Here is a 20,554-nt window from a genome sequence, read left to right on the forward strand (position 1 = left end):
GACGAATGCCCGGCGGAGTGGCGCGAACGACGCTGCCCGGTGACGGCGGGTCAGCGCGGGTGTCGCCGTCGCGCCCGCGCTCGCCCGGCCCACCGGAGGCGCAGGCGACGGCGGGTCCGGCGCCACCTCGCCCGGAGGTCCGTGCGGAGCGCTTGCTCGGCTTCGCGGTGCATGCCGATCTCGTGCAGCAGCTCGGCGACCCGGATCTGCTTGTCCGTCGGCACTTCAGCGACCGGCGGGCAGCAGCGAGGAGATCCGCAGCGACGACGTCCCGATGCCCGTCGGACCGCCGAAGCGGGGGTGGTGACCGAGCTCGGTCTCGCGGTACCGGCCGGCGTTCTCGTGCCAGTGCGCTGTCCCGGCCAGCCAGTTCCGGAGCGCCTCGACGTAGGCCGCCGGCAGGTCGGGGGCCGCGGCCGCCGCGTGCCGGAACTCCGCGAGCCGCGCCTCGGCCAGGTCCGCGACGATCCGGAGGGCCCGGTCCTCGGGGCAGCCGAGGAAGTTCCGCACCACCAGCACGCCGTTGTTCAGCTCGCCCTCGAACCGGATCTCCTTGCGGTGGGAGCGGAGGTCGTTGAGCAGCCCGGCGTAGTCGGCCGCGGTGTGCTCGAGGGTCTGCGCGGCCCGGCCGCCGCGCGCCCCGGGAGGCAGCGTGAGGCTCATCGAAAGCTCCACGCCGAACGTCCGGCGCCGCATCTCGACGTGGTCGATCGGGTCCGGGATCCGGTTCTGCGCCAGGTTCGCCAGCTTCCACAGCCAGCTCGACGTCATCGACGCGACCGCACGGCGCACGGCGGGCAGGTCCGGCGTCCTCGGCCGGAGATCGGCGAGCGCGGCTTCGAGGGGGCCCAGCGGCGCGGGCGGGTCGTCGCCCAGGAGCAGCGTCAGGCGTTCGTGGCAGGCCTTGGCCGCGGCGAGGTCCCGCGTCGCGCCGAACACCTCCTGGAAGTGGTCGTCGGCGTACGTGCTCCAGGTCAGCCAGTCGGCGATGACGTCGAGCTCCGCCGCCGTCGCGTCCGGCCGGATACCCGCCGCGCACAGCGGCAGGTCGGCGGCGCGCAGCTTGCGTTCGTCCCACACGACACCGTCGAGGAGCCCGGTGCTCCGCGCCCAGTCGACGTTGCGGCGGCGGCCGGACTCCAGGTGCGGGCTCAGCCGCACCGGGAGCGGCGGCTCCACGGCCGGCCGGGACGCCGAAACGGCGCCGAACGGCGGGTGGCTGTAGGCCCGCAGCCGTCGCGGAGCCGTCGTGAGCAGCGACGAGAGGATCGGCCCGCGGCCGTCGAGCGCGCCTTCGTTCATGTACCGGCCGGACCGCAGGTGCCACTCGTGGCCGCCGGACTGCCAGTCCTGGAGGCCCTTGACGTAGGCGAACGTCGCCGCGCGGGCGGCCGGGTCGACGCCGTGCTCGTCGAACAGCGCGGGCACCTCGGTGAGCGCGGTGTGCTCGAACTGGTGCAGGCGCGAGGTGATGAGGTCGTTGACGGCGTCGGCCGCCTCCTGCGTGGTGAGCCCGAGGAACTTCTCGACCACGAGCACGCCGTTGGACAGCTCGCCTTCGTCCTGCACTTCGCGTTGGTAGGAGAAGAGGTCGTTGCGCAGGTGGACGCCGTCGGCGAAGCAGTCGCGCAGGACTTCGAGGGGCCGCGACGCGGCGATCTCGTCCGGCACCTCGGCGTGCACCGAGTGCTCGACGAGGTTCGCCGACCACGGCGCGCCGCCGACCTTCCGCCGCATCTCGACGTATTCGATCGGGTTGGCGAGCCGGCCCTCGTTGATGTTGGCCAGCTCCCACAACGACTCTTCGAGCAGCGCCTTCGTGCTCTCGACGAACCGGCGCCGCCACGCGGCCGAGCGGTGCGGGACCGTCCGGTCCCACAGGTCGGCCAGGCCGCGCTCGACCGGGTTCTCCGGTGTCGCGGTGATCTCGCCTCCGGCGGGCATGAACAGCGCGATCCGGTCGAGGTGGGCGCGCGCATTTTCGATGTCGCCGGTGCGCTTGTAGAGCTCGAGGAAGTGGTCGTCGAAGTAGAAGACCCAGACGTACCAGTCGGTGATCAGGTCGAGCTCGTCCGCGCCGGCGTCCGGGTGGGTGTAGGCGCAGAGCAGCGCGTAGTCGTGGGAGTCGAGGTCGTGCTCGTCCCAGATGACGGTGCCGTGCTGCGGGACGCCGACCATGTCCATCCCGTACGCCCACGCCTTGCTGTGCGTGCGCGCCCGCTCGAGGTGCGGGTTCACCCGCGCCGGGTAAGGCATGTAGAACTCGGGGAGGACGAACGGCTGCTGAGGCACGCAGTGAGGCAACCAAACGAGGCCGGTGCCCGCCAAGGGAAGCAGCCCGGTTGCACACGAACGGGCCGCGCGCGTCCCCCGGCCGGCCCAGCGGTGTGCACGGGCCGGTCGGCACGCGGCAGCCCGCCGTCGCACGATGGAGGACGTACCCGACCGAGGAGAACCGATGACCGAGACCCGAGTGGTCGACAACCCCGACGAAGGCCGCTACGAGATCTGGGCCGGGGACAAGCTGGCGGGGTCCGCGTTCTACGACCTGCGCGGCGACCTCACGGTGTTCACCCACACCGAGATCGACGACGCCTTCGCGGGCCAGGGGCTGGGCAAGGTCCTGGCCGCCGCCGCGCTGGACGACGTCGTCGCGAAGGGCCGGACGATCGTGCCGGTCTGCCCGTTCGTCGCCGGATATCTGCGGAAGAACCCGGGCTACGAGGACCACGTTCGCTGGCCGAAAGGGTGATTGTTACGCCGAACGTGGCAGCGTCACTGGGCTGTTCGGGTCTGAGTTGAGAGGTATGTCCGGATCGATTGGTTATTAACCAACCTTAGTCGGTGGTGCGTTGGTTGCTCGGCAACGAAAGTGACCGGCGCAGGCTTCGAACCGGCAAACTGGAGGAAGTTGATGACTCCCCGGAAAACCGCCCTCAAGACCTTCGCCGTCTTGTCGGCCGCCGCGCTGACGTCCGGCGTGTGCGCGTCGGCGGCCACCGCGTCCCCCCAGGCCTTCGCCCAGGTGCAGGCCGCCGCGATCAGCAACGCCACCCAGGTCGCCGACTCGCTGGGTGCCACCTCGGGTGGCATCTACCTGGAGAACGGCAAGGCCGTCGTGAACGTCACCGATGACGCTTCGGTGCAGAAGGTCGAGGCCGCCGGCCTCACCGCGAAGAAGGTCAAGCACACCTTCGCGGCGCTGACCGGCGTCAAGAACCAGCTGGACGCGGTGAAGAACGTCCCGCAGACCGCGTGGGGCATCGACACCAAGACCAACCAGGTCGTGGTGAAGGTCTACGACGCGGCCAGCAAGGGCACCGCCGACAAGGTCGCCGCGGCCGCCGCCCAGTACGGCGACAGCGTCCGGGTCGAGCACCGCACCGGCAAGCTTTCGCTCTACATCGCCGACGGCGACGCGATCCAGAACGACCAGGGCCGCTGCTCCCTCGGCTTCAACGTGACGCGCGGCGGCGAGCCGTTCCTGCTCACCGCGGGCCACTGCACCAACCTCGGCGGTACCTGGGCCGGCGGCGACGTCTCCGGCGCGCAGGTCGTCGAAAGCGACTGCCCGGGAGCCGACTCCGGTCTGCTGACCCGTCCGAACGGCTCCGGCCCCGGCGAGATCAACACCGGCCAGGCGATCACGAGCGCGGCGACCCCGACGGTCGGCGAGCAGATGCAGAAGCAGGGCTCGACCACCGGTGGCGGCAGCGGCGAGGTCACCTCGGTCGACGAGTCGGTCAACTTCGACGTCGGCGTCCTGAACCACGAGTTCGGCACCACCGCGCACACCGACCACGGCGACTCGGGCGGCCCGGCCTACGACGGTTCGAAGGGCCTCGGCACGCTGTCCGGCGGCGACACCGTGACCAGCTACTTCTACCCGCTCACGCTGGAGCTGCAGAGCTACGGCCTCGAGCTCGCCTGACAAGACCCGCAGGGCCCCTTCACACGCGTCGAGGGCGTGTGAAGGGGCCCTGTTTCCCTTTCAGAGCCGCTTCGCGCGGTAGACGGCGTCGGTGTGGTGGCCCTCGCCGCGCGTCTCGCAGGTCTCGACGATCCACTCCCAGGCGTCGCCGAGGAAGTTCGTGATCTCCTCCGGCTCGAAGAACAGCTCCAGCGGCGGCGCCTGGCCGTCGAACTCGCGCATGGCCTTCGGCGAGTGCCCGACGACCAGCAGCGAGCCGCCGGGCCGGACGGCCGCCGCGGCCGCCGTGAAGACGTCGCGGCGCAGGTCCGGCGGCAGGTGCATGTACTGCGCGGAGATCAGGTCGTACTGCTCTTCCGGCTGCCACTTCAGGATGTCGCGGTGCAGCCAGCGGACCTCCACACCGGCCTCCTTCCCGGCTTCCTCGGCGCGGGCGAGCGCGATGGTCGAGATGTCGGCGCCGTCGACCGTCCAGCCCTGCTTCGCGAGCCAGATCGCGTCCCCGCCTTCGCCGCAGCCGAGGTCCAGGGCGCGCCCGGGTTTCAGCCCGGCGACCTCGGAGCTGAGGTTGCGGTTGACGTTCCCGCTCCAGATCCGGTGCTCGTCGCGCTGGTAGAGCGCTTCCCAGAAGTCCTGCTTGAGCATGTTCTCGACGGTCATCGGCTGGTCGTGCGTGTGCGCCATGGCTCCTCCTCGGTGACGTCCCCCAGCATGCGGAGGACGTCACCGAAGAGGCAAATCGTGTTGCCGATCCGGCAACTCAGGCCGTGCCGTACACCTGCATCTCGTACAGCGAGTAGCCGTACGACGTGCCGCGCGTGACGCCGTTCATCCGCACGTAGCGGCCGCTGCCGGCCAGGCCGGTGAGGTCGTCGGTGGCACCGTTGCCGGTCGTGGTGCTGTAGATCGTCGTCCAGGTCGTGCCATCGGCCGAGGTTTGGATGCTGTACGCCTTCCCGTACGCGGCTTCCCAGCTCAGCTTGACGTGCGAGACCGCCTTGGTGGCGCCGAGGTCGACGCGCAGCCACTCGTTCGCGGAGCCTTCCTTCGACGCCCAGCGCGTGCTGGTCAGGTTGCCGTCGAAGGCCGCGCTCGCCGGGTAGGACGACGACTCCGTCGACGACGCCGTCGCGGTCTTGCCCTGGGAGAGCAGGCTTTCGGTGCCGCCGCCGGTGACCGTGACGCCGAGCGAAGCGGTCTTCGTCCCGCCGGTGATGGTGATCGTCGCCGAGCCCGGGCTCGCGGTCGCGACAGCGGTGACCGTGGCGGTCGAGGTTCCGCCGGCCGGCACCGACGCCGGGGAGAAGGACACGGTGACGCCCGCGGGAGCGCCGCTCGCGGACAGCGTGACGGCGTCCGTGGAGGTGACGGTGGCCGTCGCCGACGCCCCCGGCGCGACCGACACCGCCGACGGCGTCACGCCGAGGCCGCTCGGGGTCCCGGCCGCGGTGAACGTCCAGCGGGCCTGCGTGCCGGAGCAGCTGCCCGCGGTGAGTGTCGTGCCCGAGGCGCGGAAGCACTTCTTGCTCGTCTGGATGTCGGAAATGGTGCCGTCGGGGTTGATCGACCACTGCTGGGCCGGCCCGCCGGTGCAGGTCTGCAGCACGATCGAGCTGCCGGAGATGCCCGCGCACTTGTCGTCGATCACCAGGAAAGCGCCGTGGAAGGTGAAGCGCTGGGCGTCGGTTCCGGTGCAGGCGGCGACTTTCAGCGTCGTCCCGCTGCTCGGGGCTTCGAGGCACGTGCCGGTCGAGTTGTTCTTGTACTGGCCGACGGTCGTGTTCGGCTGGGCCCCGCCCCAGCACTCGCCGGTGCTGGTGTTGAAGATCGGCGTCGCGTCGTAGTCCTCGTTCGACGGCGGGTCGACGACCACCGGCTCCATCACCGGTGTGTTGTCGGCGTTGTAGTGCGTGAGCGCGTCTTCGCAGTCGATCGCGTCGAAGGCGCTGCCGCCCTTGCCGCCGAGCCAGAGGTCGATGTGCCGCAGGCCGGGGCCGCCGTTCGGGCCCTTGCTGTTCCAGTCGTCGGAACACTCGTCGCAGCCGTCCTCCATGATGAAGTACTTCTTCACCCGCGGGACCCAGACCTTGGTGCCGGGCTTCAGTTCGTCGCTGCTGGTGGCGAAGGTGATCGGGTCGGCGTAGCTGCCCTTGCCGCCCGCGGTGTCGTGGATCTTCGGGTAGGCGATGTCGCCGCCGGGCGGGGTGTTGTCCCACCAGCCGTAGAAGGTGAGGAAGGTGGGCTGCGTGGTGGCCGCGTTCGCGGTGGTCGCGCCGGCGAGGGCGGAGGCCAGTGCGAGGAACAGGGTCACGACGAGCACGAGAGCGCGCCGGGTCATGCTGCCTCCGGGAAGGGGTGGGCGGACGATGACGTGCGGCGTTCGTTCAGGTTCGCCGGACGGCGGCTCGCCGTCAAGACCTATTCGTAAAGTTTCCTAACGAATCCGGTTCTCGTGTCCCGGTCGGCGGGAAAGTCGAGCGGGGGCCCGCTTTCGTCGGCGAAGATGGCGCCATGAGCGAACAGCGGGAAGTCGTGGTCACCGGGGGCGGCACGGGCATCGGGCTGGCGATCGCCGCCCGGTTCGCGGCGGCGGGAGAGCGGGTGACCGTCACGGGACGGCGCAAGGACGTCCTCGAAGCCGCGGCGGAACGGCTCGGCGCGCGGGCGGTGGCGTTCGACGCGAGCGACCCGGCGGCGGTGCAGGCCGCGCTGGCGGAGCTGCCGGGCCGGGTGGATGTCCTGGTCAACAACGCCGGCGGCAACACCGATCGCGTCCGCGAAGCCCCGGCGCCGGGCGACCTCGCCGGGCTGGCCGACGCGTGGCGCGCCAACTTCGAGGCCAACGTCGTTTCCGCTGTTCTCGTGACGGCCGCGCTGAAGCCGCGCTTCGCGGACAACGTGCGGGTCGTGACGCTCGGCTCCATCGCGGCGAAGCAGGGCTCCGGCTCGTACGGCGCGGCGAAAGCGGCCGTCGAAGCGTGGAACACCGACCTCGCACGCCAGCTCGGCGCCGGCGGTTCGGCCAACGTCGTGGCGCCCGGCGTCACCCTCGACACGGAGTTCTTCCACGGCACGGTCACCGAAGAATGGGTCGAGGCGCGGGTTTCCGTCGCGTTCGACAAGCGCGCCGGGCGTCCGGAAGAAGTCGCGGAGACCGTGCAGTTCCTCGCCTCGCCGGGAGCCGGGCACATCACGGGACAGGTCGTGCACGTGAACGGCGGTGCTTACGGGGCCCGCTAGGCCATTCCGGTCGGAAGTGGGTCGATCGTCCCACGACGGCGCCGGTTCTCTCCATGGTGGAAGTGACCTGACCACCGCAAGAGAGGTGTGATCCGCCGTGACGGCAGCATCCGAAACCCCGGCCCTCCCCACGGCACGACCGGCCGGATGCCCGTACGACCCGCCCGGGAACTACGCCACGCTGCGGGAAACCGCGCCGACGTCGCAGGTGCGCTGCCCGGCGGGCATGGACGCCTGGCTGGTGACGCGCTACCGCGACGTCCGCGCGGTGCTCGCCGACCGCACGATGAGCTCGCGCGGCGCGTCCTCGGTGCACGTCAAGCCCGACGCCGACCTCGACGAGGAGGTCAGTCCCGGGTCCATCATCCAGCTCGACGGCGCCGACCACGCCCGCATCCGGAAGATGGTGATCGCGGAGTTCACCGTGCGGCGCGTGGAGGCGATGCGCGGCTACGTCCAGGAACTGGTGGAGAGCCACCTCGACGCGATGCTCGCCAAGCCGGGTCGCGCGGATCTGGTGCGGGACTTCGCGTTGCCGATCCCGTCGCTGGTGATCTGCGAGCTGCTCGGTGTCCCGTACGCGGATCGGTCGCGTTTCCAGCGGCAGAGCGGGTTCCTGGTCAGCACCGACGCCACGCCCGAAGAGGGGAAGCAGGCGTACGACGAGCTTTCCGGCTTCCTGGCGGAACTGTTCACCGACCGGCAGCGGAATCCGCAGGACGACCTGTTCAGCAGGCTGATTTCCCGCGGCGCCGCCGCCGGTGACCCGCTCACGATGGAAGAGCTGGTCGTGCTCGGGCTGAGCCTCCTGGTGGCCGGCCACGAGACGACGGCGAACATGATCGCGCTCAGCGCACTGGTGCTGCTGGAACACCCCGCCCAGCGCGACGTCGTGCTCGCCGCGCCCGAGCGCGCGATCGAGGAGCTGCTGCGGTACCTGTCGGTCGTCCAGTTCGGCGTGCTGCGCTACGCGACCGAGGACGTGCAGGTCGGTTCCCGGTCGGTGAAGGCGGGGGAGTGGCTGGTGGCGGCGTTGAACTCGGCCAACCGCGACGAGGAGCTGTTCCCCGGCGGCGACAAGCTCGACTTCCACCGCGAGTCGCCGCGCACGCACGTCGCGTTCGGGTTCGGCGCGCACCAGTGCGTCGGGCAGCAGCTGGCCCGCGTCGAGCTGCAGGAGGCGTTGACGCGGCTGTTCCGCCGGGTGTCGGACCTGCGGCTCGCGGTGCCGCGGGAGTCGTTGGCGTACAAGCACAACACGCTGGTGTACGGCTTGCGGGAGCTGCCCGTCGCCTGGGGGTGAGAATGGCGGCATGAGCACATCACCGGCCCGGCGGCTGTGGGCGGCCGTGGAACCGTTGCACGCGGTCGTCTACTTCGCGCCGGAGACGGCGTCGGCGGCGAAGGAGGCCGGCCTGCGGGGGTACTGGATGGGGTACTTCGCGGGCCGCCTCGCGCCGCTGGGCCCGATCGGTCCCACGGCGGCGACGGCGGTGTTGTTCGGCTTCGCCCCGGCGATGGTGGCGCGGGCGCTGCCGGACGCGTGGTCGTTCGCCTCGCCTTCCGCGGTGCTTCGCGCTCGGCTTTCGTCCGTCGAGGCCGCTCTTTCGCGCGTCTTGGGTTCCGCGGGCCACTCCGAGCTGGCGTCGCTGCTGGAGCGGGCGGTTGCGGCGTGCCGGTTCGACGGGCGCCCGCTGGCGGCGGCGTGGTCGGCGGTGCCGCGGCCGCCGGGGGTGCTCGGCCGCCTGTGGCTGGCGGCGACGGTGCTGCGCGAGCACCGCGGCGACGGCCACGTCCTGGCGGCGGTCCACGCGGGCTTGACGGGCCTGGAGACGACGCTGACCCACATCGGCGACGGCGTGATCGAGCGTGGCGACGTCCAGCCCCACCGAGGCTGGTCCGACGCGGAGTGGACGGCGTCGGTTTCGGCGTTGCGGACCCGCGGCCTGCTGGACGCGTCCGGCCGCCTGACCCCGGCCGGCGCGGCGGTGCGGCGCGGGATCGAGGAGGACACGGACCGGCTGGCGGCGGCCCCGGTGGAGGCACTCGGCCCGGCCGGCCTGGCGCGGCTGCTGGAGCTGGCGGTGCCACTCGGTCGGGCGGTGGTGGACGCGGGGGTGGTCCCGGTCCCGAACCCGATGGGTGTTCCGCGTCCGTGAGTGTCGATTTCCGGGGGGCTTGTTCGACGCACCGGTGAACGCACCCGGACCTCGGAGGGACCCATGACGTTGCTCGCCGGCAAGAACGCGGTCGTGTACGGCGGCGGAGGTCGCATCGGCGCGGCCGTGGCCACGGCTTTCGCCGCGGAAGGCGCTCGAGTCTTCCTCGCGGGCCGCACCCGCGCACGGCTGGAGGAGGTCGCTTCGCACATCCGCGCGGAGGGCGGCTCGGCCGAGGTGGCGGAGGTGGACGCCCTGGACGAGCGGGCGGTCGACGACCACGCGTCCGCGGTCGCGGCCGAGGGCGGCCTGGACATCTCGTTCAACCTCGTCTCTCATGGCGACGTCCAGGGCACGCCCCTGATCGACATGGCAGTGGCGGACTACGAGCGCCCGGTCCTGACGGCGGTCCGAACCCAGTTCCTGACGGCCCGAGCGGCGGCCCGCCACATGGTGAAGCAGGGGTCCGGAGCGATCCTGTTCTTCGGTGGCGCGGGCGAACCGGTCCGGGAGTTCGCGGTGGGCGGGCTCCAGGTGGCGTTCCACGCGCTCGAGGCGATGCGCCGCCAGCTGGCGGCCGAGCTGGGCCCGCAGGGGGTACGGACGGTGACGCTCCGAACGGGCGGAATCCCGGAGACCCTCCCGGCGGAGTTCCGTGGCCGCGAGGAGCTGGAGCGGAACATCGCGGGCAAGACAATGCTCGGCCAGGCGGCAACATTGGCCGACGTGGGCGCGGTGGCGGCGTTCGTGGCATCGGACCGGGCAAGGACGATGACGGCCTCAACGGTCAACATAAGCTGCGGCGCCCTGGTGGACTAGCGAGGGTCGCGGTGAGCCGGGGAGGGCTTTCGGGGCGGCCCGGCTCGCCGCCGCCCCCGGACCCGTGGCGTACTCGGTCATCGCCGGTCGCCTTCGCGACGCGAAGCGGCTGTTGGTCGTCGACCAGCAGCCGCGCTGATCCGCGGTCGGCCTCGTTCAGCCGGGTCACCCGCGCGCCGGCGAGCGCTGGTAGTGGCAACCGGCCACCCACCCGCGCAACCGGCCGGCCGTCAGCCCGCGCTCATCGGCGTGCCGTGATCTGCTGCACCGTCCATCCGTTGCCGTCCGGGTCGGCGAAGTGCACGAAACCCACGTTGTTCAGGTCCGCTTCTCCGTCCCAGGTGCCCATGCCGTGGACCTGGATCTCGCTGACCTCGACGCCGCGCTCGGTGAGCATCGCGTGCGCCTTCGGCAGGTCGTTGACCACCAGCTGGAGGCCCTTCAGCGACCCCGGCGGCATGTCGGGCACCGCGCCGCGGCCGAACACCACCGAGCAGCCCGACCCCGGTGGGGTCAGCTGCACGATGCGGACGCCCTCGGCGGGCGTCACGTCGTGGTCGAGGGTGAATCCGACCTGGTCCGCGTAGAACGCCTTCGCGCGGTCCACATCGGACACCGGCACCACGACCACTTCGAGCGTCCACTCCATCGCGCGTCCTTCCGTCGGCCAAGCCAGGCGGAGCACACGCTACCCGTGCCCGGGGTGTTCGCGTACCGCTCGTCAATCCTCCGCGATCAGCCGCCGCACCGCGTCCACCACGAGCTCGCGCCGTTGCTCGCGGGAGAGGGTGTTGCGCACGCCGAGTTCCGAATTGGTCGTCGCCCACGCCGTCGAGATCGACTGGATCAACACCAGCAGCTCCATGGGCGTGTAGTGCTTGGACAGTCTCCCTTCATCCTGGGCTCGTTGCAGGTCGAACAGCCGGATTTCGTTGGCCAGCACGATCTCCGTGACCCACTTGCCGTCGGGTCGCTCCAGCCGGTGCCAGACCGCCAGCCGCAGCGTTTCCGGCTGCTCTTCGTACCGGTCGAAGAGCTTCCCGGCGTAGCCCGGCAGGTCGTCGGCGTCGACCGGGACTTCCATGACGAACTTGCCGACCGACTCGCCGAAGACCGTGTCGAACAAGCTGTCCTTGTTGATGAAGTACTTGTAGAGCATCGCCTTGTTGCAGCCGGCGGCGTCCGCGATCCGGTCCACACGGGCGCCCGCGATGCCCCGTTCCGCGAACTCCTCCGTGGCGGCGGCGAGGAGTCGCCGCTTCGTCTCCGCCGCATCTCTCATGCCGGCCAATATAGCAACTAACTGGTTGGTTGACAAACTCGCCAAGCCGGTGTTTTCTGGAAGCAACCAACCGGTTGGTTAGCCGGTTCGAGCGAGCGAGGAGAAGAGCGTCATGAGCAGGACTTGGCTGATCACCGGCAGTTCCCGGGGGTTCGGGCGGGAGCTGGCCCGGGTCGCGCTCGAGGACGGTGACCGGGTGGTCGCCACCGCGCGCCGGCCGGAGCAGCTGAAAGATCTGGTGGCCGAACACGGTGACAACGTCCGGGTGTTCGCGCTGGACGTCACGGACCCCGCGGCCGCGCGAGAGGCCGTTGCCTTCGCGGTGCGTGAGTTCGGCGGGCTCGACGTCGTGGCCAACAACGCCGGTTACGCGAACAGTGCGCCCATCGAGGACATGCCGGAGGACGACTTCCGGGCCCAGGTGGAGGCCAATTTCTTCGGCGTCGTCAACGTCACGCGCGCGGCGCTGCCGGTGTTCCGCGAGCAGGGCTCGGGGCACTTCCTGCAGTTCTCCTCGGTCGGCGGCCGGGTCGGCGGCTCGCCGGGGCTGGGTGCCTACCAGGCGGCGAAGTTCGCCGTGGAGGGGTTCTCCGAGGTGCTCAACGCGGAGGTGAAGCCGTTCGGCGTGAAGGTCACGATCGTCGAGCCGGGCGCGTTCCGCACGGACTGGCAGGGCGTCTCGATGGAGCGCGCACCGGTCCGCCCGGAGTACGACGCCTCGGTGGGCGAGATGCACCGCCTCCGCGACGCGACCGATGGCAAGCAGGCGGGCGACCCGGCTCGCGGAGCCCGCATCCTCGCCGACGTGGTCCGGCTGGACGCGCCACCGCTGCGCCTGTTGCTCGGCGCGGACGCGGTCGAAGCCGTGCAACGGTCGGACCGCGCGCGGGGAGCCGAGGTGGAGGAATGGGCCGAGGTGAGCCGATCCGCGGCGTTCGCCGCGAACTGAGCGGCCGGCGCGGACAAGGAGGGCGATGGGAGCTGACTGGGCGCCCTGGGGAACGGCGCCGGGTAGGTGGCGAGTTGCGGCTCTTCGGCCACGCGTCGAGCCGGGCGGGACCTTGCCGAGCGCGCCGGTGAGGTGACCTCACCCCTGGGCTGACTCCCGCTGCTCGACCACCAGCCGCTGGTGCCGGGCCGCGCGGACGCGGTCGCCGCAGGTTGTCGAACACCAGCGGCGGCGGGCGTGCTCGCGGAAGAAGAACCGTACGCAGCCGTGGGCCTCGCACGGGCGCACCAAGGGGCCGAGGTCGCCGGTGACCACCTCGATCGCGTCGCGGGCCAGGGCGGCCAGAGCCGCCGAAAGGCTGCCCGGGCTGGCGCTGTGCCACTCGCGGTGGGGCCCCGACGGCCAGGTGAGCTGGGGCGCCGCGGCGTCGGCGCGGGCGGCCGCGTTCACCGTCTCCACCGCGCCGGTCGACGGTGCGCGGTCTTCGGCCAGGGCGGCCAGCAGTTCGCGGACGGCCGCGCGGAGGTCCGTGACGCGGCTCAGGTCGTCCGCGGCGAGTGAGGTGGCCGGGGGGAGGCCCAGCCACGACGCGGCCGCGGGCGGCTCGGCCAGGTCGTCGACCTCGCCGCCGGCGCCGAGCCGGCGGGTGTTGACCAGCGCCAGCGCGGGGGAGCGCTCCTCGCCGGGTGCCGCAGTGACCACGTTCGCCTCCCGAAGTTCGGCCCTCATTGTCCAGATCCGTTGACAGTCTACGTCGTCTCATGGATAAATAAGCAAGTAAACATGAGACGTGAGGAGAGACCGATGGTCGCCGTGTATCACCGCTTTGCCACCGTTGCCGGGCGCCGGCTGTTCTACCGGGAGGCCGGGCCCGCCGACGCGCCCACGATCGTGCTGCTCCACGGGTTTCCGACCAGCTCGCACATGTACCGGCACCTCATCCCGGCGCTGGCCGACCGCTACCACGTCGTCGCGCCCGACTACCTGGGCGCGGGCGCGTCCGACGCGCCGCCGGTCGGCGAGTTCGCCTACACCTTCGACGCCCTCGCCGAGCTCACCCTCGGCCTGCTCGACGAGATCGGCCTGGACCGCTTCGCGCTCTACATCCAGGACTTCGGCGCCCCGGTCGGCCTGCGGATCGCGGCCGGGAACCCGGAGCGGGTCACCGCGATCGTCACGCAGAACGGCAACGCCTACGTCGACGGCTTGGGGGCCGGGCTGCCGCAGCGCCTCGCCGCCGGCACGCTGACCGAGGAAGACCTGCGCGGCATGGTCAGCCTCGAAGCCACCAAGGCGCAGTACCTCGACGGCGTGCCCGACCCGGCACTGGTCAGCCCGGACGTCTGGGTCCACGACCAAGCCCTGCTCGACCGGCCCGGCGGCGCCGAAATCCAGATGGCGCTGCTCGCGGACTACCACCACAACATCGGGCTGTACCCGAAGTTCCACGAGTACTTCCGGACCAGCCAGGTCCCGCTGCTGGCCGTCTGGGGAGGCAACGACGGGATCTTCATCGCCGACGGCGCCCGCGCCTACGCCCGCGACCTGCCCGACGCCGAGATCCACCTGCTCGACTCGGGCCACTTCGCGCTCGAAACGCACCTCGACGCCATCGCCGGGTATGTCCGCGGATTCCTCGGAAGGGTGGTGACGCCGTGAAATCCGTTCTCCCTCAACGGGTTCGGTGAGCGGGACACCGGCGCGGCGCCGGTTGACCGGTCCGGCGTCCCGCTCGTAGGGTCGTCCCGAGATCGCCCTGGCTCCAGGTCGGTCCCGGTCCCGGAGAACCCCGCCGTCGTCGTCAGGCATCCGCCTCTGCCTGTGCCGACGGGTCGTTCGACGACGGGCCCGGGCGCGCAGCGGATCGGAGCCTTGGCGGCCGGACGGTGTTCCGCGGAGGCGTGCCGAATCGTCGACCCTCCGCACCGGAAGCGTGGAGGACGGATGACCAGACGGATTCGGGTGGGGGCGATCGTGGTCGCGCTCGTCGCCGGAGCGATCAGCACGGCGGGGCCGGTGCAGGCCGCCGACACCCTGCTGTCCCAGGGAAAACCGGTGACGGCGTCGTCGGCGGGCGGGTGCTGCCCGGCGCCGGCCGCCGTCGACGGCGACTCGGCGACTCGCTGGGCCAGCGCGGCCGGCGTCGATCCGCAGTGGATCTACGTCGACCTCGGCGCGACGGCGCACGTCAGCCGCGTGCGGCTGCAGTGGGACGCCTCGTGCGCGACGGCCTACGAGATCGACACCTCCGCCGACCACGCCACGTGGACGCGGATCTACTCGACCACCACGGGAAAGGGCGGTGTCGAAGACCTGACCTCGCTCGACGGCACCGGCCGCTACGTGCGGGTGTACGGCACGAAACGCTGCCGCACCGACGCGTCGAAGGGCTACTCGCTGCAGGAGTTTGGCGTCTACGGGTCGACCGGGGACGTCGTGCCGCCGTCGCCGCCCGGCACGCCGACGCTGGACAGCGTCACCCCGACCAGCGCGACCATCTCGTGGACCGCGGCGACCGACGACAAGGGTGTTGCGGGCTATGACGTCTACCGCGACGGCCAGCTCTGCGCCAGCACGACCGGCGCTCTCACCGCGACCTGCGGCAACCTGAGTCCGAACGGCACCTACGGCTTCTACGTCAACGCGCGCGACGCGGCCGGGAACGTCTCGCAGGCCAGTGGCACCCTGTCCGTGAAGACGCCGCCGTCCGACGACCACACGCCGCCGTCGGTGCCGGCGAACGTGCACACCACCGCGGTCAACAGCACGTCGATCGGCCTGGCGTGGACCGCTTCGATCGACGAAAACGGCGTCACCGGCTACCGGATCTTCGACTCCGGCACGCAGATCGGCACGTCCGACACGGCGAGCACGACCCTCGGCGGCCTGACCCCGAACACCGCCTACCACCTGCAGGTGCGGGCCGTCGACGGCAACGGCAACCAGAGCGACCCGAGCACGCCGGTCCTGGACGTCACGACCACCGGCGGATCGAGCTGCTCGCCGTCGCAGGGGGTCTGCGGTGCCACCCAGGTCGGGACCGATGACGACGTCGTGTGGGGCCTGGTCACCCTGCCGGACGGCACGATCCTCTACAACCAGCGTGACGCTCATTCGATCGTTCACCTGAACCCCAAGACCGGGGCGAAGAAGACGATCGGCACCGTGCCGAACGTCCAGAGCACCGACGGCGAAGGCGGCCTGACCGGGCTGGAGATCAACCCGGCTTCGTTCGCCTCCGACCACTGGCTCTACATCATGCACACGTCGCCGAACGACAACCGGATCGTCCGGATCAAGTACGACCCGGCCGCCGACTCGTTGACCACGAGCACCGAGCAGATCCTGCTGACCGGCATCGCGCGCAACAAGTTCCACAACGGCGGCCGGCTGCGGTTCAGCCCGGACGGCCGCTACCTGTTCGCCGGCACCGGTGACGCGCAGAACGGCGCCAACGCGTCGAACACCAGCAGCCCCAACGGAAAGGTGCTGCGCATCAACCCGGACGGCTCGATCCCGGCCGACAACCCGTTCCACAACGCGGTGTGGAGCTACGGGCACCGCAACGTCCAGGGCCTCGCCTTCGACTCACAGGGCCGGCTGTGGGAGCAGGAGTTCGGCAACAGTGTCATGGACGAGACGAACCTGATCGTCAAGGGCGGCAACTACGGCTGGCCGTCGTGCGAGGGAACGTCGGGTTCGTGCGGCACCGCCGGGTTCATCGCCCCGAAGAAGACGTACCCGGTGGCGCAGGGTTCGTGCAGCGGCATCACGATCATCCACGACGCGCTCTACGTGGCGTGCCAGCGCGGCACGCGGCTCTACCGCGCGGTGATCAGCGGCAGCTCGCTGACGAACTTCCAGACGTTCTTCAACGGGACGTACGGCAGGCTCCGCACGGTGGAGCCGGCTCCGGACGGTCAGATGTGGCTGGCGACCAGCGTGGACGGCGACAAGGACAGCACACCGCACAACAGCCACAACAAGATCCTGCGCGTGACGGTCGGTTAACCGCCGAGGAGACGCGAGAGCGCATCCCGCGCTCTCGCGTCCTTCGCCGCCAACGCCGTCAACTCCTGGGCCAGCGCCGCCAGCCAATCGTCGACCGCCGCTTCCTTCCGGCTGATCACCACTCCGCGCACCACCTGGTGGATCTCCGCCGCGACCCCGCCGTGCTTGCCCGTGCTCAGCACCAGAACCCGGTCCGGCGTCCGGACCCGCACCGCGACCGCCTGGCCGTCGCGGCCGGCGACGCGGTCGGCGAACGTGCGCCGCCGCTCGACCTCGACCATGCCCGGCGGCAGCGCGCTGCCCAGCGTGTCGGACAGGACGCGGTGGTAGGACTCGACGTCCGCGCGGTCCGTGCGCAGGGCCGCCGCCACCAGGTGGAAGTCCAGTTCGCCGCTCATCAGTCGGTCAGGGGCAGCACGAGCTGCGGCTTGGCGATGTGGTGGTCGTCGCGCAACGGCTTCACCGCCGTGCCGATCGCGAAGAACTCCGTCGTGTGGCCGCCCCAGCGGTGCGGCAGCGACAGCAATTGCACGCCGACGATGCCTTCCGCTTCCAGCTGCTCGGCTTCCGCCTGCATCCGCGACATCGCGAGCTCACGCGCGTCGTACAACGCCTCCGTGTACTGCGGGATCTCGACGTTCTGGCCGATGTTGCCCATCATCTGCCGGAACCGCTGGTGCGCGATGTGGTAGACGCACGTGCCCATCACCATGCCCAGCGGCGCGTAACCGGCCTGCACCAGCGTCCAGAAGTCCTGCCCGGACAGGTCCGAGGTGAACGGCTTCCCGGTGTTGTTGCGCCATTCGCCGGGTTCGTCGGCCTTCACCGCGGTGCCGACGGCGATGAACTCGGCGAGGTCGCTGCCGAACTCCTTGAACTCGATCTCCAGGCGGACCGCGACGATCCCGTCGGCGCCGAGGACGTCCGCCTCCGCCTCCATCCGGGACATCGCGAGCTCGCGGGCGTGGTACATCGCCTGCGAAAGCCGGTCCATCTCCTGGTTCTTGCTCCACCGTCCCATCTGGAACCCGACGTGGTAGATGCTCGAGCCGAGCACGAGCCCGAGCGGCCGGAACCCGGCTTCGCGCACGAGGAGGAACTCGTTGACGCTCAGGTCGGACGTGAACAGGCTGGTCTTCTGGCCCGGCCGCATCTCGGCGAGCCGGCGCATCGCATCCTCGGGGATGTGCTGCGCGGCGGGGTCCGCGGTGGTCACGAAGCCTCCTCAGGAACGGTTCAACGGCAGGATCTTGAGCGCGCTGGTCGGGGCGGCGCGGCCTTCGTGGAAGCGGGCGATCGCGGTGCCGGTCACGGTGGCGATGCCGGCCACCGCGACTTCCTGCACCGGCCACGTCCGCAGCGTCATGCCCGAGACGATGCCGCCGTCGGCGCCGCAGTCGCGGATCGCGCGGGCGAACTCGGCCCGCGCCGCGCCTCGGACATCGGTGACGACCTGCGTCGGCGCGTCGACTTCGGTGTTCCCGGCGAGCACGTTGACCTGGTACTGCATGTTGTAGTCGAAGCGCGCGCGGCCGGCGACGCCGACCGCCATCCGCACCGGCACCCAGCCGGCCTGCATCAGCTTGCCGACGTCCTGGCCCGGCAGGTCGGTCGTGAACAGGCGCCTCGGCCGCTGGGTGGTTTCGGCGCGCACGGCCGTGCCGAGGGCGGTGAACTCCTGCATGACATCGTCGAGCGCGGTGACGGTGACCTTGATGCCGAGGACGCCGTCGGCGCCGAGGGCGGTGGCTTCCTGCCCGAGCCGGTCGAGCGCGGTCGCGTAGCCCTGGCGCAGCATGTCCGAGAGCAGCTTGACCTGGTCGGCGGCCCACGCGGCCGGCCCGGTCCAGCCGACCTGCTGCACGACGCAGCCCATGACCTCGCCCACGGGGGTGAAGCCGGCCACTTCGGCACCGACGGCCCCGGGCACGCTCAGCAGGGAGGTCTTCAGCCCGGACGCGGCATAGCGCTCGACACGAGCCCGCGCGACCGGCGGCAGGCCACGACCGTCCCACTCGGGCACTGGCTGACCTCCTTCGACCGGCTCTCGCTCCCATCGTGGCACGGATCCGCGCGGGCAGGCGCCGGGCGCGGGTGATCAACGGGGTATGTCCGGAAGGTCCGATCACGCGACGGCGCGAGGCCGGGGGCGGCGGCGCGGGCACGCCTGCGCGACCGCGCCGTCCGGGCGGTCGCGGGGCGCTCGCGACCCTGTGCGTGGCTGCCCGGCAACCGCGGGGTGCTGGCGAACATGTGCGCGGCTGCCCGGCGGCCGCGAGGGCCTGACCGACCCTGCGCACGACCGCGCCCGGCAACGGCACCGCCCTCACCAGCCTGCGCGAGGTGGCTTCCCGTCCAGCGGCAGCACCGGAAGCGCCGCGGTCGGCGCCGGACCCTCGCCGAACCGGGCCACCGCCGTGCCGAACACGCTGGCCACCGCCGTTGCTCCCGTGTGGCCCAGTGCCCACGCTCGCAACGTCGTCGACGACACCAGCCCGCCGTCCGCTCCCGATTCGCGCACCGACTCCAGGAACTCCGCCCGCGCGCCCGCTCGGACCCGTGTCACCAGCGAGGTCGGCACCGGTGCCTCGGTGCCCGGCCGGTCGGTCATCGCGATGTCGTACGCCGTCGCGCTGGCGATGCCGATCGCCAGCGTCACCGGGATCCAGCCCGCCAGGACCAGCTTCGCCACGTCCGGACCGGACAGTCCCGTCGTGAACGGACGGACCCCGCGGACCCCGCGGACCGCGCGCACCGCCGTGCCCAGGACGACGAACTCGTGGACCGCCTTGCTCGCCCTCGTCACCGTGCAGGCGATCGACAGGACGCCGTCCGCGCCCAGTGCGACAGCTTCCTCGCGCAGGCGGTCCAGCGCCGTCGCGTAGCCGTGGCGCAGGCCCGAGGTCACGTCCTCGTGCCGCGAAACCACGCAGCCCATCACCTCGCCGATCGGCCGCAGCCCGACCGCCTCCGCGCCGACCGTCCCCGGCACCGAGAGCAGCGACGTCCGCAGGCCCGACGCCGTGTAGCGGCCGGCGCGGGGGTGCACTAGCGCCAGCTGTCGTCGCCGAAGCCGAGGGTCACCGGGCCCCGGCGGGACGTCTCGGCGATCGTTTCGGCGGGCAGCACGTCGTCGAGGAACGCGTAGTCCGGGCGCCGGTTCCGCGCGTGCCACTCCGCGATTTCGTGCCAGCCCGGTGCGGCCAGCGCGCCGCCGAAGTGCTGGACCGACAGGCCGGCCGTGAGGCCCGCGAACCGGAGGCGGTCCGCCAGTGGCCAGCCGGTCAGGGTCGCCGCGACGAACCCCGCGCCGAAGACGTCGCCCGCGCCGGTCGCGTCGAGCACGTTCACCGGCAGGGCCGGGATGTCCGCCGTCTCGCCCGTCGTTCCGTCGACCGCGAGCACGCCCGCCGCGCCGCGGGTGATCACCGCGACCGGCACGAGGTCGGCGAGGGCCGCCAAGGCCGCTTCCGGGGTGTCCGTGCGGGTGTAGCGCATCGCCTCGACGTCGTTGGGCAGGAACGCGTGGCAGCACGCCAGCTGGTCGAGCAGCGCCGCCGACCACGCCTCCGACGGGTCCCAGCCGACGTCGGCGAACACGAGACTGCCGGCCTGGTGCGCGGTGTGGACCCAGTCGGCCGTGTCGAGGCCGATGTGCGCGACGGTCGCGCGGCTCGGCGGCGGCGAGCCGGCCAGCTCGGCGACCGGGACGGGCGGCGGGTGGCCGTGCGTGACCATCGCCCGGTCACCGGCGTAGGCGAGCGAGACCGTCACGGGGGAGTGCCACTCCGGGAATCGCCGTGACCGCGAAAGGTCGATGTGCTCCTGCCGCGAAAGCACGTCCCAGCAGTAGCGCCCGTAGACGTCGGTGCCGAACGCCGCCGCCAGCGACGTCCGGAGGCCGAGGCGGCTCAGCGCGACCGCGAAGTTCGCGATGCCGCCCGGCCCCGAGCCCATGCCGCCCGTCCACACCTCCGTGCCCGGTTCCGGCGGTCCTTCCAGCCCGGTGAAGACCAGGTCGAAGAACAGCAGGCCGGACAGGAAGACATCGATGTCGGGGACGGAGTCGGCCGGCACGGGCACCTCCCGGGATCGAGGATGCGCACGAGCGTGCTTCACCTGCGCGGAATGCGCAAGAGACGCGCAAACTCGTTCGCCGGTTG

At 71.4% G+C, this 20,554-nt stretch carries 21 protein-coding genes; 9 read left to right on the plus strand and 12 right to left on the minus strand.

Going from position 1 to position 20,554, the window contains the following annotated elements:
* Window positions 1-50: 50 nt before the first annotated feature.
* Together AA23TX_RS21470 and AA23TX_RS21475 are read right to left on the minus strand one after the other, a co-directional pair.
* The gene (locus AA23TX_RS21470) at window positions 51-224 is read right to left on the minus strand and encodes a hypothetical protein (protein ID WP_155544668.1); all 174 of its coding nucleotides are present in this window, start codon (window positions 222-224) and stop codon (window positions 51-53) included.
* A 1-nt stretch (window position 225) separates the two neighbouring features.
* Window positions 226-2,256, minus strand: coding sequence for a terpene synthase family protein (locus tag AA23TX_RS21475; protein ID WP_196425684.1), 2,031 nt, complete (start codon window positions 2,254-2,256; stop codon window positions 226-228).
* A 202-nt stretch (window positions 2,257-2,458) separates the two neighbouring features.
* On the opposite strand from AA23TX_RS21475, the gene AA23TX_RS21480 reads away from it, so the two are divergent.
* The gene (locus tag AA23TX_RS21480; RefSeq protein ID WP_155544670.1) at window positions 2,459-2,752 is read left to right on the plus strand and encodes a GNAT family N-acetyltransferase; all 294 of its coding nucleotides are present in this window, start codon (window positions 2,459-2,461) and stop codon (window positions 2,750-2,752) included.
* Between the two features lie 162 nt (window positions 2,753-2,914).
* Window positions 2,915-3,931: a S1 family peptidase gene (locus AA23TX_RS21485; protein ID WP_155544671.1), complete on the plus strand. Its 1,017-nt coding sequence runs from the start codon at window positions 2,915-2,917 to the stop codon at window positions 3,929-3,931.
* Between the two features lie 60 nt (window positions 3,932-3,991).
* Here the strand turns inward: AA23TX_RS21485 and AA23TX_RS21490 are convergent, their stop codons facing one another.
* Window positions 3,992-4,615 (minus strand): SAM-dependent methyltransferase, encoded by a 624-nt coding sequence (locus AA23TX_RS21490; protein ID WP_155544672.1) that lies wholly within the window; start codon window positions 4,613-4,615, stop codon window positions 3,992-3,994.
* 76 nt (window positions 4,616-4,691) lie between these two features.
* Window positions 4,692-6,269, minus strand: coding sequence for a discoidin domain-containing protein (locus AA23TX_RS21495; protein WP_155544673.1), 1,578 nt, complete (start codon window positions 6,267-6,269; stop codon window positions 4,692-4,694).
* Window positions 6,270-6,442: 173 nt separating this feature from the next.
* On the opposite strand from AA23TX_RS21495, the gene AA23TX_RS21500 reads away from it, so the two are divergent.
* The 4 genes from AA23TX_RS21500 (at window position 6,443) to AA23TX_RS21515 (ending at window position 10,149) form a co-directional block, all read left to right on the plus strand.
* The gene (locus AA23TX_RS21500; RefSeq protein WP_155544674.1) at window positions 6,443-7,171 is read left to right on the plus strand and encodes an SDR family oxidoreductase; all 729 of its coding nucleotides are present in this window, start codon (window positions 6,443-6,445) and stop codon (window positions 7,169-7,171) included.
* A gap of 97 nt (window positions 7,172-7,268) precedes the next feature.
* Window positions 7,269-8,474 (plus strand): cytochrome P450, encoded by a 1,206-nt coding sequence (locus tag AA23TX_RS21505; protein ID WP_155544675.1) that lies wholly within the window; start codon window positions 7,269-7,271, stop codon window positions 8,472-8,474.
* A 10-nt stretch (window positions 8,475-8,484) separates the two neighbouring features.
* Window positions 8,485-9,330, plus strand: coding sequence for an SCO6745 family protein (locus tag AA23TX_RS21510; RefSeq protein WP_155544676.1), 846 nt, complete (start codon window positions 8,485-8,487; stop codon window positions 9,328-9,330).
* 63 nt (window positions 9,331-9,393) lie between these two features.
* Entirely contained in the window at window positions 9,394-10,149 is a 756-nt protein-coding gene (locus tag AA23TX_RS21515; RefSeq protein ID WP_155544677.1) for an SDR family NAD(P)-dependent oxidoreductase, read from the plus strand.
* Window positions 10,150-10,390: 241 nt separating this feature from the next.
* Here AA23TX_RS21515 and AA23TX_RS21520 read toward each other — a convergent pair whose 3' ends face one another.
* Together AA23TX_RS21520 and AA23TX_RS21525 are read right to left on the minus strand one after the other, a co-directional pair.
* Window positions 10,391-10,798 (minus strand): VOC family protein, encoded by a 408-nt coding sequence (locus tag AA23TX_RS21520; RefSeq protein ID WP_155544678.1) that lies wholly within the window; start codon window positions 10,796-10,798, stop codon window positions 10,391-10,393.
* A gap of 72 nt (window positions 10,799-10,870) precedes the next feature.
* Window positions 10,871-11,431 (minus strand): TetR/AcrR family transcriptional regulator, encoded by a 561-nt coding sequence (locus AA23TX_RS21525; RefSeq protein ID WP_155544679.1) that lies wholly within the window; start codon window positions 11,429-11,431, stop codon window positions 10,871-10,873.
* Between the two features lie 112 nt (window positions 11,432-11,543).
* Here AA23TX_RS21525 and AA23TX_RS21530 point away from each other — a divergent pair, with 112 nt between their 5' ends.
* Window positions 11,544-12,380 (plus strand): oxidoreductase, encoded by an 837-nt coding sequence (locus tag AA23TX_RS21530; protein WP_155544680.1) that lies wholly within the window; start codon window positions 11,544-11,546, stop codon window positions 12,378-12,380.
* A 138-nt stretch (window positions 12,381-12,518) separates the two neighbouring features.
* On the opposite strand, the gene AA23TX_RS21535 is transcribed toward AA23TX_RS21530, so the two are convergent.
* Window positions 12,519-13,082 carry a CGNR zinc finger domain-containing protein gene (locus AA23TX_RS21535; protein ID WP_155544681.1) on the minus strand — a complete coding sequence of 188 codons (564 nt, stop codon included), beginning with the start codon at window positions 13,080-13,082 and terminating at the stop codon, window positions 12,519-12,521.
* A gap of 102 nt (window positions 13,083-13,184) precedes the next feature.
* Between AA23TX_RS21535 and AA23TX_RS21540 the strand changes: the two genes are divergently transcribed.
* Entirely contained in the window at window positions 13,185-14,039 is an 855-nt protein-coding gene (locus AA23TX_RS21540) for an alpha/beta fold hydrolase (protein WP_155544682.1), read from the plus strand.
* Window positions 14,040-14,324: 285 nt separating this feature from the next.
* Window positions 14,325-16,391, plus strand: a complete 2,067-nt coding sequence (locus AA23TX_RS21545) for a PQQ-dependent sugar dehydrogenase (protein WP_230862647.1) — start codon at window positions 14,325-14,327, stop codon at window positions 16,389-16,391.
* On the opposite strand, the gene AA23TX_RS21550 is transcribed toward AA23TX_RS21545, so the two are convergent.
* From AA23TX_RS21550 to AA23TX_RS21570, 5 genes are all read right to left on the minus strand, one after another.
* The gene (locus AA23TX_RS21550; RefSeq protein ID WP_155544683.1) at window positions 16,388-16,789 is read right to left on the minus strand and encodes a hypothetical protein; all 402 of its coding nucleotides are present in this window, start codon (window positions 16,787-16,789) and stop codon (window positions 16,388-16,390) included. The two genes, AA23TX_RS21545 and AA23TX_RS21550, sit on opposite strands and share 4 nt — an antisense overlap.
* Complete coding sequence (locus AA23TX_RS21555) at window positions 16,789-17,607, minus strand: heavy metal-binding domain-containing protein (protein WP_230862648.1); 819 nt, start codon at window positions 17,605-17,607, stop codon at window positions 16,789-16,791. Before AA23TX_RS21555 ends, AA23TX_RS21550 begins: the two co-directional genes overlap by 1 nt.
* A 9-nt stretch (window positions 17,608-17,616) precedes the next feature.
* Window positions 17,617-18,414, minus strand: a complete 798-nt coding sequence (locus AA23TX_RS21560) for a heavy metal-binding domain-containing protein (RefSeq protein WP_155544684.1) — start codon at window positions 18,412-18,414, stop codon at window positions 17,617-17,619.
* 303 nt (window positions 18,415-18,717) lie between these two features.
* Window positions 18,718-19,440, minus strand: coding sequence for a heavy metal-binding domain-containing protein (locus AA23TX_RS21565; RefSeq protein ID WP_230862649.1), 723 nt, complete (start codon window positions 19,438-19,440; stop codon window positions 18,718-18,720).
* On the minus strand, window positions 19,440-20,468 hold the full coding sequence (locus AA23TX_RS21570) for a PfkB family carbohydrate kinase (RefSeq protein WP_155544685.1): 1,029 nt from the start codon (window positions 20,466-20,468) through the stop codon (window positions 19,440-19,442). The genes AA23TX_RS21565 and AA23TX_RS21570 overlap by 1 nt, the downstream gene beginning before the upstream one ends.
* Between the last annotated feature and the right edge of the window lie 86 nt (window positions 20,469-20,554).

The organism is Amycolatopsis camponoti (assembly GCF_902497555.1).
In the GTDB taxonomy this organism is placed as follows: Bacteria; Actinomycetota; Actinomycetes; order Mycobacteriales; family Pseudonocardiaceae; genus Amycolatopsis; species Amycolatopsis camponoti.

Bases quoted from the DNA above. Each gene is read 5' to 3' on its own strand.
- AA23TX_RS21475 (WP_196425684.1), bottom strand. From the start codon at position 2,256: ATGCCTTACCCGGCGCGGGTGAACCCGCACCTCGAGCGGGCGCGCACG.
- AA23TX_RS21480 (WP_155544670.1), top strand. From the start codon at position 2,459: ATGACCGAGACCCGAGTGGTCGACAACCCCGACGAAGGCCGCTACGAG.
- AA23TX_RS21485 (WP_155544671.1), top strand. From the start codon at position 2,915: ATGACTCCCCGGAAAACCGCCCTCAAGACCTTCGCCGTCTTGTCGGCC.
- AA23TX_RS21490 (WP_155544672.1), bottom strand. From the start codon at position 4,615: ATGGCGCACACGCACGACCAGCCGATGACCGTCGAGAACATGCTCAAG.
- AA23TX_RS21495 (WP_155544673.1), bottom strand. From the start codon at position 6,269: ATGACCCGGCGCGCTCTCGTGCTCGTCGTGACCCTGTTCCTCGCACTG.
- AA23TX_RS21500 (WP_155544674.1), top strand. From the start codon at position 6,443: ATGAGCGAACAGCGGGAAGTCGTGGTCACCGGGGGCGGCACGGGCATC.
- AA23TX_RS21510 (WP_155544676.1), top strand. From the start codon at position 8,485: ATGAGCACATCACCGGCCCGGCGGCTGTGGGCGGCCGTGGAACCGTTG.
- AA23TX_RS21515 (WP_155544677.1), top strand. From the start codon at position 9,394: ATGACGTTGCTCGCCGGCAAGAACGCGGTCGTGTACGGCGGCGGAGGT.
- AA23TX_RS21520 (WP_155544678.1), bottom strand. From the start codon at position 10,798: ATGGAGTGGACGCTCGAAGTGGTCGTGGTGCCGGTGTCCGATGTGGAC.
- AA23TX_RS21525 (WP_155544679.1), bottom strand. From the start codon at position 11,431: ATGAGAGATGCGGCGGAGACGAAGCGGCGACTCCTCGCCGCCGCCACG.
- AA23TX_RS21530 (WP_155544680.1), top strand. From the start codon at position 11,544: ATGAGCAGGACTTGGCTGATCACCGGCAGTTCCCGGGGGTTCGGGCGG.
- AA23TX_RS21540 (WP_155544682.1), top strand. From the start codon at position 13,185: ATGGTCGCCGTGTATCACCGCTTTGCCACCGTTGCCGGGCGCCGGCTG.
- AA23TX_RS21545 (WP_230862647.1), top strand. From the start codon at position 14,325: ATGACCAGACGGATTCGGGTGGGGGCGATCGTGGTCGCGCTCGTCGCC.
- AA23TX_RS21550 (WP_155544683.1), bottom strand. From the start codon at position 16,789: ATGAGCGGCGAACTGGACTTCCACCTGGTGGCGGCGGCCCTGCGCACG.